The following is a 13,121-nucleotide window of genomic DNA, read 5'->3' as shown; positions in this document are numbered from 1 at the left end:
ATCAAGGGGCCACCAGGCCCTTTGCGGGGTCGGCCTTCTTCAGGCCCCCTGTGCGCAGGTTCTTTGGATCGAACCAACGACGGAGGTCTGCATTCAGCTGTTCGAGGCTGAGGGCTTTCATGTGGTCCGGATCGGCGCCGCGGCCCAGGGCTTCCTGAAGCGCTCGGTTCATCTGGGCTTCGGGGTGGAGGGTCTCCAGGCTGGGTCCGGCGTTCCACGCGGTGCGGGCGCGGTCGAGGTCAGCCTGAGTGAAGCCCCGCAGCCGCAGCGCCTCCAACCGCGCCAGCAAGCGGGGCAGGGCGAGGCTGGCATCCACCTCGGCATCATCCGTGGCCACGAGGCAGCCAGCCTCAGCGGCAGCCCAGGCGGGCAGGAGCGAAGGCTCACCGGGCACCAGCAGGTTCAGCAAAGCCGCGGATTCTGGAAGGGTTTCCGTCGGTTGGGGCGCCACGGCCTGGGCGCGGCTTCCGACTCCCGGAACGCGGATCCACAGGGGCCATGGTTTGCCGGAGCTGGCTTGCTGCACACCCTCTGACGCTGAAGGGTCGGGTGAGGGGGGGGCGGAGCGGGTCTCCTGCGGTGTCCAGCTGCCGAGGCTCAGCAGGACCAGCCGCTTGGCCTGCTCCAGGCCCAGGTCCCCGTGCAGCACCAGCAGCGCATGATCGGGTCGGAACACACGGGCGCGGAAGGTGAGCAGATCCTCCCAGGTGATGGTGCCCAGGCTGGTGAGCGTGGGCCTCCTCTCCGGGGCCTGACTCAGGCTCTGCCGCAGCCGGAGCAGAGGATCAACTCCGCGCCCTTCTTCCTCGTGCCAGCAGGCTTCGCGCTGCTCTTCCAGCATGCCGGGATCGAAGAGAGAGCGGAGGATGCGATCGGCGAGAAGGCCCAGGGCCCGGTCCTGGTCGCGGCTGCGGACCGACAGCTGCCAGTCGAGGCCATCGGGGGCTGCCATGGCTTTCAACTGGATGCCTGCGTCTTCCTGGAACCGCTCCAGCTCATCGGCCTTGAAGCCCCCGGCGTCGGAGTGGGAGACCATGCGCAGCGCCAGCTGCGGGAGGCCCTGGCGGCCGCTCGGCACATCCTGGACTGTGACCTTCAGGTGCAGCTTTACCCGCACCAATGGATGCTCATGATCCTCCAGCAGCAGCACCCGCAGCCCATTCGGCAGGATGAAGGCCTGGACTTTCGCCTGGGCCTGCAGCGAAAGTGCCGTGGCCAGGCACGTCAGCAGCAGGGCCCTCATCGCTTCTCCGGGGGCAGCTGGGCCACCAGCAATTTGAGGGTGCGGCGGCGCTCCTCGGAATTCAGCATGCGCAGCTGCCGGAGCCCTTCAGCCACCAGGTGTTCCCGTTGAGCTGGATCCTGGATGCGGGTCGTTGCCAGGGCCTGCAGCACCTGGGACAGTTCCGCATCAAGGGGATCCAGGTTGGCTCCGGGGGTGGGCTCCAGGAGCACGGTGGTGCGGTGGGTGGGTTTCAGCCAGGCGCGCGCCGCGGCCTGTACAGCCTCTGGTGCCAAACCCCGAAGCCGCTGGAGGTCCAGCTCCGCCAGCCGCCAATCCCCGCCTTCTGCCCAGGCTTGGCCCAGGGTTTTTGCCAAGGCTTCGGGATCATCCTGGTTTCGGAGGTGGTCCGATTCCAGCTGCGCGAGGGCCCGCTGCCACTCCTCCTGGGGGATGGGATCCTGCTGCAAACGGAGAATCTCGCCCTGCAGGGCGCCCTCCACCTCTGCAAGGCTGTGGCCAGGCGCGGGCTCCATGTCTGCCACCAACAGCCCAGGCAGGCGGCCGCCGGGGAGGTCCAGGCCCAGGGACACCTGTGTCACAAGGCCTTTCTGACGCTGAAGCCGGGATGGCAAGCGGCTGCTCTGGCCGCCACCCAACAGCTGAGTCGCCAAGCGCAAGGCCAGGTGGTCCGGATGGGAGCGGGCGGGAATGCGCCAGCCCATGAGAAGGCGCGCGGATTCGCCTGCGGCGGCCTGAACCCGCCGGTCGCCGAGGTCTGCCGGGATCTCCGGCAGCACGTTCGTTTCGCTGGCCGGAGGCACGGGAAGCGACCCCAGATGACGCTCCACCAGGGGCAGCGCGGCCTCCAAGCTGAGGCCGCCCACAAGGATGATGGTGAGCCGGTCGGGTCGCAGGGCACGGTGGGCGTAGGAGCGGAGCTCTGACCAGCGGAGGGCCTCCAATGCGGGCAGGTGGTCCGTGAGGTCCCGGCCGTAGGGATGCCCCGGAAGCGCAGCACCGTAGAGCAGGGCCGGGCCCTTGTCACCCTTGGTGCGAAGTTCGGCGGCGAGGCTGGCCCGGGCCTGGGCGAACCGGCTGAGCGTCAGGCTCCGCAGGCGCTGGGCTTCGGTGCGGCACCAGAACTCGAAGGCTTCCTGAGGCAGTTCGGTGTGGGCGCTGAGGGCATCGGTGCTGGCTTCGGCCCACTGGCGTCCGCCCCGGGAGAGGTAGAGATCCCCCAGCGGAGTCGTGGCGGTGAGGGCGCGGAGCTGCGACTGTACGGATTCGAGGTTGGCCTCCAAGGCCGGAAGCTGGGAGGCCGCGGCGGCATCCCGCCGCAGCAGAAGGCGCTCCAGTCGGATGGCTTCGAGCAGGCCTTCCTCCTGCTTCAGCAGTGACTCAAGGGCCGCCAGTCCCTTGCCCTGCTCCAAATCTTCGGTCCGTGTGATGCCGTAAAGGGCCCGGGCCAGCAGGTCGGTCGCACCCGCGGTGGCGGCGGGCTCCTCTGCCCGGCCGCCGGAGAACACCAGGGCCGCGTGAAAGGCAGTCAGGCCCCGGCGCTCCACCAGGAGCAGGCGGGCGCCATTGGCCAGTCGCCGCTCCTGCACTTCCGAGGGACGGGGGGCCTGGGCCTGAAGGCCGAGGGCGGCAACGAGAATGGGAACCAGCAGACGCATGCTTCCCAGAGTACTACCTCACTTCACCCGGATGCTGCCGTTGGTGGTTTCCAGGCGGATGGTCTGGCTCCGTCCAGGCACTTTCACCCGGGCGTTGTGCTTGCTCATTTCAATGACCTGGGCGCCCGTGATTTTGATGTCAAGGGAACCGTTGCTGTTCTCCGCCACCAACTCGCCCGTGGCCTTGCCCAGTTCGCACTCGATGCTGCCGTTGGTGGATTCGAGGTGGATGCCCTCGCCCCAGCCGTCCAGGTTGTGGGCGCGCACCGAACCGTTGGTGGTCTCCAGGTTCACGCCGCCTTCCACATCCTCGAGGACGATGCGGCCATTGGTGGTGCTGCCCTTGATGCGGGCCGCGAGATTGCGCGCCTCGATGGGACCGTTGGTGGTATCCACGTGCACTTCGCCGCGGATGCGGCTGACGAGGATGCTGCCATTGGTGGCTTCGCAGCGGGCATAGCCTTCCAGGTTTTCGGCGGAAACCGTTCCATTGGTGGTGCGGAAGTGGCCCATGATTTTGCGGGGCACCTGCAGGGTCATCTCGCAGCGGGGGCTGATGTAGACGCCGAAGCTCCAGGAGGGCTGCTGGAAGACCGCCTCGATGTCGAGATCCTGGCCCTTGCGCTGCAGCACCAATTCGACGCGGCGCTTCTCGCTGTCGCGGATCTGGGCCGTGAGGGCCACTTCATCCTTCTCCCATCCGGTGACGCGGATGCCGCCGTTCCGGTTCTTCACCCACAGTTTGGAACCCTGGGCCAGCTTCTCCGTGCGCTGCTCCACGCGGGAACCGGAAGGCACATCCACACCGATCATGGGCGCAGGCGGGGCGGGAGGGGCCGGGGGGGGTGGCGGGGGCGGCGGCGCCTGGGCCAGCAACCCACCTCCGGTCAGCAGCGCTGTCCCGACAAGCAACATGGGGATCCATCGGCTGGAAACGGTCATGGCAACTCCCGTGGGAGAAAGATACAGGGCTAGCCTGGTGATGGAGTTCACGGTCCGGACCCGGAGGCGTTTAGTCACGATACCCTGGAAGGTCCTTTCTGGAGCCCGCATGTCTGCTTACATTCTGTCCGCCACCCGCACCGCCGTCGCCTCCTTCGGGGGAGCCCTCAAGCCCATGAACGCGGTGGATCTGGGGGCACTGGCCATTCGCGAAGCGCTGGTGCGGAGCGGGGTGGAAAGTTCCGAGGTCGGCGATGTGGTGATGGGCAATGTGCTGCAGGCCGGCAGCGGCCAGAACGTGGCCCGGTTGTCGGCGCTGAAGGCGGGCCTGCTCCACAGCACCCCCGCCCACACCCCCAACCAGGTCTGCGGCTCCGGCCTCAAGGCGGTGGCCCTGGGCGCCCAGAGCATCCTCATGGACGATGCCGCCTTCGTGGTGGCCGGGGGCACCGAGAGCATGTCCAACGCGCCCTACCTGCTGCCCGCGGCCCGCTGGGGCGCCCGCATGGGCAATGCCCCGCTCATCGACAGCATGATCCAGGATGGCCTCTGGTGTGGTCACGGCGATACCCACATGGGCATCACCGCCGAGAATGTGGCCGCCAAACACGGCATCACCCGGGAAGCGCAGGACGCCTCCTCCCTTGTCAGCCAGCAGCGGGCCGCGGCCGCCCAGGCCGCGGGCGCCTTCGACCGGGAAATCTTCACCGTGACCCTGTCCGGCAAGAAGGGCGACGTCCAGTTCAACCGCGATGAGTACATCAAGGCCGATGCCACCGCCGAGGGCCTGGCCAAGCTCAAGCCCGCCTTCAAGAAGGACGGCACGGTCACCGCCGGCAACGCCAGCGGCATCAACGATGGCGCCGCGGCCCTGGTGCTGGCCTCGGAGGCCGCCGCCAAGGCCCACAAGCCCATCGCCCGCATCCTGGGCTTCGCCCAGGCTGGCGTGGATCCCGCCACCATGGGCCTGGGTCCCGTGCCCGCCATTCAGAAGCTGCTCAAGAAGACCGGCGTCAAGCTGTCGGACATCGACCTCTTCGAGCTCAACGAAGCCTTCGCCGCCCAGAGCCTGGGCGTGCTGGCCGAGCTGCCGGAGATCGACCCCGCCAAGGTGAACCTGCGTGGCGGCGCCATCGCCATCGGCCACCCCATCGGCGCCAGCGGCACCCGCATCCTCGTGACCCTCCTGCACCTGCTGCAGGACCAGAACAAGAAGCTGGGCATCGCCGCCCTTTGCATCGGAGGCGGTCAGGGCGTGGCCATGCTGGTGGAACGGGTGTAAGCCGCTACTCAAACACGACCGTTTTGTTTCCATAGGTCAGCACGCGGTGCTGAAGATGAAGGCGCACGGCCCTGGAAAGGGCCAGGCGCTCCATGTCCTTTCCCTTGCGGACGAGATCATCTGTGGTGTCGCGGTGGCTGACGCGCACCACATCCTGCTCGATGATCGGCCCCGAATCGAGATCCGGGGTGACGTAATGCGCGGTGGCCCCAATGAGCTTGACGCCACGCGCATGGGCCTGGTGGTAGGGCTGGGCCCCGGCGAAGGCGGGCAGGAAACTGTGGTGGATGTTGATGACTGCGGGAAATTCCGCCAGGAACTCCGGGCTCAGCACCTGCATGTACTTCGCGAGGATTACGAGATCGACTCGCTCGGCCCGCAGCAGGGCCAGGGCTTTCCTTTCGGCCATGCTCTTGGTTTCGGGGGTGATCGGCACCACATGGAAGGGGAGACCCAGCGGTTCGACGTGGCGGCGAAGGGTGTCGTGATTGCTCATCACGAAGGCAATGTCGGCTCCCAGTTCTCCCGCCTGGTGACGCCAGATGAGGTCGAGCAGGCAATGCTCCTGCCGACTGCACCATAAGGCGATCCGGGGGATCTCATCCGAGAAATACAATTCCCAGTGACCGCCCATGGGAGCGGCGATCGCGGCGAATCCCTGCCGGAGGCCCTCCCGGTCGAGATCGAGGCCATTCAGCTCCAGTTCAATGCGGCCCAGGAAACGCCCGGCCTGCAGGTCGGAGTGGTGATCCGAATCCACAATGTTTCCACCGTGATGAAACACGAAGTTGGATAGGCGCGCCACGATCCCCTTTTGATCCGGGCAGGAGATGAGGAAGATTGCGGTGGGATTGAACATAGCTGATTTCATCTCACCAGTGACCCGGCCGCAAGACCTTTGAAAGACGATCCGGGACTGGTCGTTCCGGGGTTATCACTCCAGAATCAGGGGAAGTCCAGCCCCAGTGGCGCACCGGAACCCTGCATGATCACCCTCACTCACGTCGGCAAGCAGTACGACCGCATCCACACCGCGCTGGCGGATGTGAGCTTCGCCATCGACGCGGGCGAGTTCGTCTTCCTCACGGGGCCCAGCGGCGCGGGCAAGTCCACGCTGCTGAAGCTGCTCTTCCGGGAGCAGGTGCCCAGCAGCGGGGAGATCCAGCTGGCGGGGCACCGCCTGGCGGCCATGCAGGAGAAGGAAATACCGCAGCTGCGCCGCAAGCTCGGCGTGGTGTTCCAGGATTTCAAGCTCATCCGCAGCCGCACCATCTTCGAAAACGTGGCCTTTGTGCTCAAGGTGCTGGGCGTGAGTGCCGCCGAGCAGAAGCAGCGCACCTTCCGGGCGCTCAAGCTGGTTGGGCTCCAGCACAAGCTCAGCAGCTACCCCCTGCAGCTCTCGGGCGGAGAGCAGCAGCGCGTGGCCATCGCCCGGGCCCTGGTGAACGATCCCCTGGTGCTGTTGGCGGACGAGCCCACGGGCAATCTGGATCCCGACCTGGCCCAGGAGATCATGACCCTGTTCGAGCGCATCAACGGCCAGGGCACCACGGTCATCGTCGCCACCCACGACCGCAGCCTCATCCAGCGCATGAAGAAGCGGGTCATCGGCCTCGATCACGGCCGCGTGGCCTTCGACCAGCCCGCCCCCACGAGCCTCGTCACCGTCTAAAGGCGGTAGGCTGGAAGCTGTCGATTGGATTCCCATGGCCCAGCCCCTCACCGATGCCCGGTTCGTCACCTCCGCCGCCGATGCGCGCAAACTTGGCGTCTGCCATGCCGAAGTGGCCTTCGTGGGCCGCAGCAACGTGGGCAAGTCCTCGCTGCTGAACGCCCTGGCCAACCAGAAGCAGCTGGCCCGCGTCTCGAAAACGCCGGGTCGCACGCGGCTCATCAATGTTTTCCTCACGGGGCCGGACCGCTGGATTGTGGATCTGCCGGGCTACGGCTTCGCCACCGGACCTGCTTCTGAGCGGGCCACTTGGCAGGCCATGGTGGAGGGCTACCTCACGGGCCGAAGCACCCTGCGCATGGTGTTCGTGCTGGTGGATGCGGAGGTGGGTCCCACCAAGCTGGACCACCAGATGATCGAATGGCTGCGCGTCGAAGGCCTGCCCCACCGCATCGTCGCCACCAAGGCCGACCAGGTGAAGCCCAGCAAGGCCCTCAAACAGCGCAAGGACGTGGCCGCCGAGCTGAACCTGATGCCCAATGACATCGCCTGGGTGAGTGCGGGGAAAGGCACTGGCATCGCCGAACTGCGCCGCGAAGTGGCCGACCTGCTGGACCTCTAGAGGGGCTCCACCTTTCCGCCCCGCCACACCATGAACCGCCCTTCGTGGGCCCAGGGCAGGGCGATGCCGTTGGCTTCCACTTCGTGGGTGTGGAAGTGACCGGTGAGGAAGGTCGCTTCGGAGTGGGCCTGGGCCGCGGCGCGGAAGGCTTCGCGGGGGAAGGCCAGTTTGTAGGCGGCGTTGGTGGTATGGAGCTTCCGTTCCATCCAGGCGGATATTTTGCGGGCCGTGCTTCCGGGCATGAGGCAGAAGGGCAGCCAGAGCAGGCCTGAACGGGAGAGCAGGTTCCAAAGACGGTACTGGTGGTCCGCCCCGTTGATGAGGTCGCCGTGCTCCCAGACGAGGCGCTCGCCTTCCAGGCTGCCGCCGATGCCCTCGCCCATGAGATCGAAGGCGGACGCATGGCGATCGAGAAAATACTCCCGGTTGCCCATCCAGAGGCCCACCCAGCGCCCGGCCTGGCGGCGCTCCCGCACCCAGGCGAGGAAGGCGCGCTGGGCTTCGGTTTCCATGCCGGGCAGGCCCACCCACACGTCGAAGACATCCCCGAGGAAGAGCCAGTCCGCCTTGGGGAACCTCGCCGTGGCTTCCTCCAGCCCCGTGAGTTCCGCGCCCCAGTGGGGATCGGCCACCAGGATGAGGTCGCGAGCCGAATCAAGGCGATGGCCAGCGCCGCGTCTCCAGGACAGGGCCTCGAGACGTCGGCTGAACACGAGGTGGACCGAGGCCGCAAACAGCCCGAGACCGCCCCCGATGACATCCGCGACCCAGTCCAGAACGTCGCAGCTGCGACCTGGAACGAAGCTCTGGTGCCACTCGTCCGTGGCGCCGAAGAAGGCCACCAGGGCGATGATGAACAGGTGGCGGCGGTACAGGGGCAGGTCGCGGCGGTTGACGCGCAGGGCCAGATCCAGGGTCCAGGCCAGCGCGGCGTAGGCCGAGGCGTGGGCGAATTTGTCCAGGGGCGAGGGCAGCTCGATGCCCGCAGGCAGGTGGGACTGGGCGCTCAGCCAGACGATGGTCGCGGCCAAGGCCAGGGGAAGGGTCCAGAGCCATCGCATGCGCATGATCCATCCAAACACAGCCGGGCCCTGGATGCGAATCTGCACCAGGCCCCTCGCTTCCGACACAATGGAGCCATGCTCGCCTTCACCAAGCTCGTTGGAATGCTGCTCATGCCTCTGGGCCTGATCTGGCTGGGCCTGTGGGGCAGCGCCTATTGGGCCTTCCGGCGCCGGGTGAGGGGTCTGGGGTTTGCCCTGATGGGGCTGGCTGTGGGTCTCGCGCTCGTCGGCAACGTCCAGTTGGGACACCGCCTCATGGGTCGCTTGGAAGCGGAGGTTCAGCCCTTCTCTTCCAAAGATGCTCCCCTGGAGGCCCTCTTCGTCCTGGGCGGTGGTTCCGCGGTGGATGAGCAGGGGCGGCCAGCGCTTGGGGATTCTGGAGACCGCATCGTGGAAGCCGCCCGCCTCTGGCATGCGGGGCGGGTGCGGTGGCTGGTGGCCAGCGGCGCGTCCCAGGGGACGGGCCCGGGAAGCCGGAACCTGGGGGAGGAAACCCGAACCCTGTGGAAGGACCTGGGCATTCCCGAAAGCGCCATCCGGGTGATCGAAGAACCCTGCGTCATCACCCGCGACGAGGTGCAGGCCTACACCCGCCTCAAAGCAAGGGAAGGCTGGCAGCGCGTGGGGCTGCTCAGCTCTGCCTGGCACCTGCCGAGGGCCATGGCCCTGGCGCGGCGGACCGGGCTTGAGGCGGTGCCGGTGGCCAGTGACCGCCGCGGACGGGTGCCCCGGTGGGAGCTCTGGCACCTGGTGCCCCAACAGGAAGGCCTGCACAACACTCAGGGCTTCTGCTGGGAATGGCTGGGCCGGAGCATGGGGCGCTAACGGGTTACCTGATGTTGGCGTTGCGCGGGCGCGAGGCTGCATAGAGCAGCACGGCCACTACCACCGCGCCGAAGGCCAGCGCCATCGGTGGGCTCAGGTGTTCACCCATCAGGAAGAGGCCGATGCCCAACTGCAAGGTGGGGCTGAAATACTGGATGAAGCCCAGGCGCTGAAGGGGGATCCGCAGGGCAGCGTAGGCGAAGGTGAGCAGCGGCAGGGCCGTCACCGGGCCCGCCAGCACCAACAGGGTGGTGGCCTTGGGCCCTGCATGGAAGATGGCGCCACCGCCAATCCAGCCCAGGTAGGCCAGGGCCAAGGGCATGGCGATGAGGGTTTCGGCGGCGAGGCCCGACAGCGCGTCCAAGCCGGCCTTCTTCTTCAGGGCGCCGTAGAGGGCGAAGCTGGTGGAGAGCACCACGGCCACCCAGGGCAGGCTGCCCAGGCGCCAGGTCGCCACGGCGACGCCCAGCAGCGCCAGGCCCACCGACACCTTTGCCCAACGGTCCAGCCGCTCATGGAAGAAGAAGGCGCCCAGGGCCACCGAGAGCAGGGGCGTGATGTAGTAGCCGAGGCTCGATTCCGTCACGCGGCCCACCTGCACCGCCCAGATGTAGATCCCCCAGTTCACGGTGATGAGGAGCGAACAGACCAGTACCGCCAGTGCGCTGGCGCGGTTGCGCCAGATGTGGAGCACCTCGCCCAGCCGACCCTTGCCCAGCAGCACCGCCACCAGGAACAGCCCCGACCAGAGCACGCGATGGCAGAGCACCTCCACGGCGTTCACGTTGGAGAGTTGTTTCCAGTAGAGCGGAAGGATCCCCCACATCCCATAGGCGGCAAACGCCGCCAGGGTGCCTCGGCGGAGGCTCCGGGCCTGGCTCGACGACGGGGGCCCGTCAGGCGTGTTGGACACGCCCTAGCGCTTGAACCGCTGGCAGTTGGCGGGAACCACGCAGGTGCCCGAGGCTTTGCACACCACGATGGGCTCGGCCAGCACATCGGCGGCGGAAACCTGCCCGGCGATGCCTGCGGGCACGATCACCTTGCGCGCCTCGAACTCCATTTTGCGGGAGGTGCGGCCCATGGACACGATGCGGCCCGTGGCCTCGATGTAATCGCCGGCGTTCACGGGGGCAAGGAACTGGACGTTGTCGTAGGCCACGAAAAGGCCCTCGTCGCCATCGCTGCGGATGAGCAGCTCGGTGGCCACGTCGCCGAAGAGCTGGAGCATCTTGGCGCCATCCACCAGGTTGCCGGCGTAGTGGGCATCGTGCGCGGCGATGCGGAGGCGGATGAGGCTCGTGAAGCGGTCCAGGTTGATGTCACCCATGAGGTCACCTTTCAGAGGTCCAGTCGCGGATGGCAAATCATGGCACGCCGCCTGACACCTGGGGGTCACCTGACCAGGAGCGGAATGGCGGGGGTGACCGGGCTCGTGCAGGGCTCAGACCGGGAGTCGGTTTCGCCGATGAGCCAGTCCGTGGCTGCCTGTTTCAAGGTCGCGGTGACGGTCCACCGCGGTGAATCGTTCGGGGCCATGAGCCTCCCCAAGGGCCGCTTGGGTGGGAGCCGGAAATGACAAAGTGTAAAGTGTGCCGAAACAAAATTCGTTTTCGGGTCGTTGGATTGCCCTCCTGCTTTCCGCAGGGTAGGTGTCCCCTCGACAGTTCTGAAGAACGGGATCCCGCGGCTCCGAAGCGCCCGTTTCTCTGCGAAAAACAGAGGCCCTGCGGCGGGCAGACCGAGGTCTTGCGGGCCGGGTCCGAAGGCCCCGGAACCCCCGGCTGGGGCGGGTCTGACCCGATTGGATGAGGCTGGGATTGTGACGATCTTCGAGAAAGGCTGCGTGCTAGCTTCAAAACGATGTCGAGGGCATCTATCTCGCGGCATCGCATTGATTGAAGGAGTAGGCCATGGCGACGGGCTGCAAATACGGATCCCACCGCGTGCTGGAGCCCCGGGGCGTATTGCCCCAGCCCGCCGCGCGCATCAGCAATGACATGTCGACGGTCTACGACAACGAGATCCTCGTGGACGTGATCGCCCTCAACATCGACAGCGCCAGCTTCACCCAGATCGAGGAAGAGGCCGGGCACGACCTGGCCAAGATCGAGGCCAAGATCCTCGCCATCGTGGGCGAGAAGGGCAAGATGCAGAACCCCGTTACGGGTTCGGGCGGCATGTTCATCGGCCGGGTGGCCAAGGTGGGCGCGGCACTGGCGGATCGGGGTCTCAAGGCCGGCGACAAGATCGCCTCGCTGGTTTCGCTCAGCCTCACGCCCCTCAGGATCGAGAAGATCCTCAAGATCCACGCGGACATCGACCGGGTGGAGATCCAGGGCCAGGCCATCCTTTTCGAGAGTGGCCTCTACGCCAAGCTGCCCGAGGACATGACCGAGAGCCTCGCCTTGGCGGCCCTGGATGTGGCGGGCGCGCCTGCCCAGGCGGCCAAGTTGGTGAAGCCCGGCCAGAGTGTGCTCATCCTGGGCGCCGGTGGCAAGTCCGGCATGTTGGTGGCCTATGAGGCCATGAAGCGGGTGGGCCCCACGGGCCGCGTGGTGGGCAACGTCTATCTGGCCGACGACAAGAAGGTGCTCGATGACCTGGGCGTCTGCCACGAGGTGGTGGTGGCCGATGCGACCCGTCCCGTGGATTTCCTCGCCGCCGTGCTGCAGGCCAACGGGGGCCGCGAATACGACATCGTCGTGAACTGCGTGAACGTGCAGAACACGGAGATGTCGAGCATCCTGCCCTGCCGCCAGGAGGGCACTGTCTACTTCTTCAGCATGGCCACCCACTTCGGCAAGGCCGCGCTGGGCGCCGAAGGCGTGGGCAAGGACGTGACCATGATCGTGGGCAATGGCTACACGAAGGATCACGCCGAGATCACCCTCTGGGAGCTGCGTGAGAATCCCAAGCTGCGGAAGCTTTTTGAAGAGCGCTACGTCTGAACGCGGAGGCAAGCCATGGACAACAAGCTGATCATCACCTGCGCCATCACCGGCGCCGAGACCACCAAAGAGATGAATCCGGCGCTGCCCATCACGCCGGAGGAGATCGCCCAGGGTGCCTTCGAGGCCTGGGAGGCTGGCGCCTCCATCCTGCACCTGCATGTGCGCCAGGATGACGGCACGCCGACCCAGGATGTGGCTGTCTTCAAGAAGGCCATCGACCTCATCCGCGCCAATTGCGACATCGTCATCGAGACCACCACCGGCGGCGCGGCTTGGATGACGCCCGAGGAGCGGCTGCAGCCCGTGACCCTCAACCCCGAGATGGCCAGCCTCGACTGCGGCACCGTGAATTTCGGCGACGAGTACATCGTTAACACCCTGCCCATCATGCGCCAGTTCGCCCAGGCCATGCTGGATCACGGCGTTCGGCCCACCCTCGAATGTTTCGACCTGGGCCACGTCTACGCCAGCCACATTCTCATCAAGGAAGGGCTGCTGCAGGAGCCCTACCACTACGGGCTGGTGCTCAACGTCCCCGGCGCTGCCAAGTACGAGCCCGATGTCATGGAGTTCCTGGTCCGCAAGCTGCCCAAGGGCGCCTTCTTCACGGCCTTCGGCATTGGCGGCAAGGCGAACGTGGATTCCATCTACGCCACCATCGCCCTGGGCGGCCATGTCCGCGTGGGCTTCGAGGACAACATCTACTACAGCAAGGGCCGCCTGGCGACGAGCAACGCCGAATTGGTGGCGCGCGCAGCCCGCATCGCCAAGGACTGCGGCCGCGAGCTGGCGCGCCCCGACGATGTCCGCCAGATGCTCAAACTCCGTCAAGCCTGATCCCGACCCTGACTTTTCAAAG

The 13,121-nt window shown here is 66.6% G+C and carries 13 protein-coding genes; 6 read left to right on the top strand and 7 right to left on the bottom strand.

The genetic code is table 11. From position 1 onward, the window contains the following. Nucleotide 1: 1 nt before the first annotated feature. Genes Q9293_RS15690 through Q9293_RS15680 form a run of 3 tightly spaced genes read right to left on the bottom strand, consistent with a single transcriptional unit; the run spans nucleotide 2 to nucleotide 3,843 of the window. The gene (locus tag Q9293_RS15690; RefSeq protein WP_306248171.1) at nucleotides 2-1,243 is read right to left on the bottom strand and encodes a pitrilysin family protein; all 1,242 of its coding nucleotides are present in this window, start codon (nucleotides 1,241-1,243) and stop codon (nucleotides 2-4) included. Then, nucleotides 1,240-2,901: a pitrilysin family protein gene (locus Q9293_RS15685; protein WP_306248169.1), complete on the bottom strand. Its 1,662-nt coding sequence runs from the start codon at nucleotides 2,899-2,901 to the stop codon at nucleotides 1,240-1,242. The genes Q9293_RS15690 and Q9293_RS15685 overlap by 4 nt, the downstream gene beginning before the upstream one ends. An 18-nt stretch (nucleotides 2,902-2,919) precedes the next feature. Beyond that, complete coding sequence (locus Q9293_RS15680; protein ID WP_306248168.1) at nucleotides 2,920-3,843, bottom strand: DUF4097 family beta strand repeat-containing protein; 924 nt, start codon at nucleotides 3,841-3,843, stop codon at nucleotides 2,920-2,922. A 109-nt stretch (nucleotides 3,844-3,952) separates the two neighbouring features. On the opposite strand from Q9293_RS15680, the gene Q9293_RS15675 reads away from it, so the two are divergent. Further along, the gene (locus tag Q9293_RS15675) at nucleotides 3,953-5,125 is read left to right on the top strand and encodes an acetyl-CoA C-acetyltransferase (RefSeq protein WP_306248167.1); all 1,173 of its coding nucleotides are present in this window, start codon (nucleotides 3,953-3,955) and stop codon (nucleotides 5,123-5,125) included. Nucleotides 5,126-5,129: 4 nt separating this feature from the next. Here Q9293_RS15675 and purU read toward each other — a convergent pair whose 3' ends face one another. After that, complete coding sequence (purU, locus tag Q9293_RS15670) at nucleotides 5,130-5,984, bottom strand: formyltetrahydrofolate deformylase (RefSeq protein ID WP_306248165.1); 855 nt, start codon at nucleotides 5,982-5,984, stop codon at nucleotides 5,130-5,132. Nucleotides 5,985-6,110: 126 nt separating this feature from the next. Between purU and ftsE the strand changes: the two genes are divergently transcribed. Both ftsE and yihA read left to right on the top strand, forming a co-directional pair. Then, nucleotides 6,111-6,797, top strand: a complete 687-nt coding sequence (gene ftsE, locus Q9293_RS15665) for a cell division ATP-binding protein FtsE (protein WP_306248163.1) — start codon at nucleotides 6,111-6,113, stop codon at nucleotides 6,795-6,797. A 34-nt stretch (nucleotides 6,798-6,831) separates the two neighbouring features. Next, a complete protein-coding gene (yihA, locus tag Q9293_RS15660) occupies nucleotides 6,832-7,419 on the top strand; it encodes a ribosome biogenesis GTP-binding protein YihA/YsxC (protein WP_306248162.1) in 588 nt (195 codons plus the stop codon). On the opposite strand, the gene Q9293_RS15655 is transcribed toward yihA, so the two are convergent. Further along, entirely contained in the window at nucleotides 7,416-8,486 is a 1,071-nt protein-coding gene (locus Q9293_RS15655; protein WP_306248161.1) for a VanZ family protein, read from the bottom strand. The two genes, yihA and Q9293_RS15655, sit on opposite strands and share 4 nt — an antisense overlap. 72 nt (nucleotides 8,487-8,558) lie before the next feature. Between Q9293_RS15655 and Q9293_RS15650 the strand changes: the two genes are divergently transcribed. After that, the gene (locus Q9293_RS15650) at nucleotides 8,559-9,308 is read left to right on the top strand and encodes a YdcF family protein (protein WP_306248160.1); all 750 of its coding nucleotides are present in this window, start codon (nucleotides 8,559-8,561) and stop codon (nucleotides 9,306-9,308) included. Between the two features lie 4 nt (nucleotides 9,309-9,312). Here the strand turns inward: Q9293_RS15650 and rarD are convergent, their stop codons facing one another. Together rarD and Q9293_RS15640 are read right to left on the bottom strand one after the other, a co-directional pair. Further along, a complete protein-coding gene (gene rarD / locus Q9293_RS15645) occupies nucleotides 9,313-10,221 on the bottom strand; it encodes an EamA family transporter RarD (RefSeq protein ID WP_306248159.1) in 909 nt (302 codons plus the stop codon). Between the two features lie 3 nt (nucleotides 10,222-10,224). Then, nucleotides 10,225-10,638 carry a hotdog domain-containing protein gene (locus Q9293_RS15640; protein WP_306248158.1) on the bottom strand — a complete coding sequence of 138 codons (414 nt, stop codon included), beginning with the start codon at nucleotides 10,636-10,638 and terminating at the stop codon, nucleotides 10,225-10,227. A gap of 583 nt (nucleotides 10,639-11,221) precedes the next feature. Between Q9293_RS15640 and Q9293_RS15635 the strand changes: the two genes are divergently transcribed. Both Q9293_RS15635 and Q9293_RS15630 read left to right on the top strand, forming a co-directional pair. Next, complete coding sequence (locus Q9293_RS15635) at nucleotides 11,222-12,259, top strand: L-erythro-3,5-diaminohexanoate dehydrogenase (RefSeq protein ID WP_306248157.1); 1,038 nt, start codon at nucleotides 11,222-11,224, stop codon at nucleotides 12,257-12,259. Nucleotides 12,260-12,274: 15 nt separating this feature from the next. After that, entirely contained in the window at nucleotides 12,275-13,099 is an 825-nt protein-coding gene (locus Q9293_RS15630; RefSeq protein WP_306248156.1) for a 3-keto-5-aminohexanoate cleavage protein, read from the top strand. Nucleotides 13,100-13,121: the final 22 nt, after the last annotated feature.

Origin of the sequence: Geothrix sp. PMB-07 (genome assembly GCF_030758935.1) — a bacterium.
Taxonomy (GTDB): domain Bacteria; phylum Acidobacteriota; class Holophagae; order Holophagales; family Holophagaceae; genus Geothrix.
Note: the sequence above shows the minus strand (reverse complement) of the source record. Positions and strands in the feature narration are given on the sequence as shown.